The organism is Armatimonas sp. (genome assembly GCF_031410135.1).
Taxonomy (GTDB): Bacteria; Armatimonadota; Armatimonadia; order Armatimonadales; family Armatimonadaceae; genus Armatimonas.
On sequence record NZ_JANNYP010000314.1, the window covers coordinates 1 to 1,681 of the forward strand.

General features: G+C 56.5%; 3 protein-coding genes. All 3 read right to left on the reverse strand.

Annotated elements, in window-relative coordinates; genetic code table 11:
* Positions 1–178: 178 nt before the first annotated feature.
* Positions 179–715 carry a type II secretion system protein gene (locus tag RMO15_RS11285; RefSeq protein ID WP_309712137.1) on the reverse strand — a complete coding sequence of 179 codons (537 nt, stop codon included), beginning with the start codon at positions 713–715 and terminating at the stop codon, positions 179–181.
* Positions 712–1,449, reverse strand: a complete 738-nt coding sequence (locus tag RMO15_RS11290; protein WP_309712139.1) for a hypothetical protein — start codon at positions 1,447–1,449, stop codon at positions 712–714. Before RMO15_RS11290 ends, RMO15_RS11285 begins: the two co-directional genes overlap by 4 nt.
* A partial coding sequence (locus RMO15_RS11295) for a hypothetical protein (RefSeq protein ID WP_309712142.1) occupies positions 1,446–1,681 on the reverse strand: 236 nt, incomplete at its 5' end. The genes RMO15_RS11290 and RMO15_RS11295, both read right to left, overlap by 4 nt.

Below are 1,681 nucleotides of genomic sequence, written 5' to 3' on the forward strand. Positions count from 1 at the left end.
CGGTGGTCTTCGGCGGTAATGGCGGCAAAAATCTCGGGATCGGAGTCGGAGAGGGGGGCGCTAAATGTATTCACGGGAATTATTGTACCGCGTATTGCCTCTCCCCGCGCCTTAGAGCGCGACCCTCTCCGGCAAGCGAAGAGGGTCGGAATGTCGTATCAAGCTGGCAGGCGCTCGCTCATTTGCAGGGGGGATAGTTTGCCTTTTGGAGCATCTTGACATGACCATCGACGAAGCCTACCCATCCTGTCTGGTTTGTGTGTCGCCCCGCAAAGCTTGTGACCGCGTCGTGGGCGTTCGGGGTGAAGTTCGAGGATTCGTAGAGCAAGGGGCTCTTGTCGTGTGGAGCACCGATTTTATCCAAAGAGCGCCCCGAGAGCCGCTCGTCCATCGCATAGCCAATGCCATTGGGATCAGACAGTCGAGGACAGCGCAGTCTGTTTTTGCGGTAGGGATAGCTCGCATCGTACCAATTTGTGGCAAGTGGCAGATACTCATCGTAGTCTTGGGAGTACATCATGACAGCTAGACTGAGTTGCTTGCCATTACTCAGGCAGTAAGACTGACTGGCACGCTCCCGTGGCTGCGCGAAGATCGGGAAAAGGATGGCATAAAGTATTCCGACGATGGCGAGACACACCAAAATCTCCGTCAGGCTGGCCTTGAGTTGGAAACGCGGCCTTGGTGGCTCGTAGCGAGGACTAGGCTGGCTCATTGTCTTGGTACCTCGACATGGCTGGCGCTTGGACGGGGAGTAGGGCGACTGGAGGATTTTTGAAGGATGGGAATGAGGATGGCGGCAAGGATGGCGAGGATCGCCACACCCACATAGATCTCCACATAGTTCTGCCGGAAGATCGTGTGAGGTGGCTTATCGCTAGGTTGAGGTTGGCTCATCGGGTGACGGTACCCTTTCCTGACCACAAGTTCGCCAGGTTCTTGTTTTTGCATACGACCATGTCCGTCGATGAAAGTAATGGCTCCGTAGCCGTGTCGGACGATGAAGCTGGTGCCGGGATCGTGGGCGTTTTGGGTGAGATTGGAGGACTCATAGAGCAGGATGCGCTGGTTATGGGGGGCACCAATACGCTCCAGAGAGCGCCCCGAGAGGCGACTGTCCATGGCGTAGCCCAACACGCCGGGAGCGGGGTGCGAGAGTGCAGTACAGGGGCCTTTTTCTTCTTTCAAGTAACTTGATGAAGCGCTTTGCCACTGCGCAGCGGGAGGGAGAGAGTCATTGTTATCCGTGGCGTACTGAAGCATTGCGCTACCAAGACTCCGGACACTTCCTTGACAGCTTACTTGCCTCGCTGCGTTCTGCGCCTGTTGGAAAACGGGAGCTAGGATCGAGAGGAGGAGGGAGATAATCCCAACACAGATCGCGATCTCTTTTGGAGGAGCCTTCAGCCATGGTTTCGGTGGCTCGTAGCGAGGGCTGGGCTGGCTCATGGCTTTGGTGGGGCGTCTTTTTCCCCGTGAAGCTGTTTGGCATGACCATCGGCGTAGAAGATGTTTCCTCGTGGGTGGAACGTTTTCCAAAAGAGCATGCCCTCGCTATGCCCATGTCGTCCCGAAAAGCTCGTCAGGGGCGTTTTATCGTAGGCGTTCCAAGTGATGTTCTCAGAGTCGTAGAGAAGCGGCGTGGTGCTGGCTGCCTCGGGGAGCTTGGTGACGGCGGCGT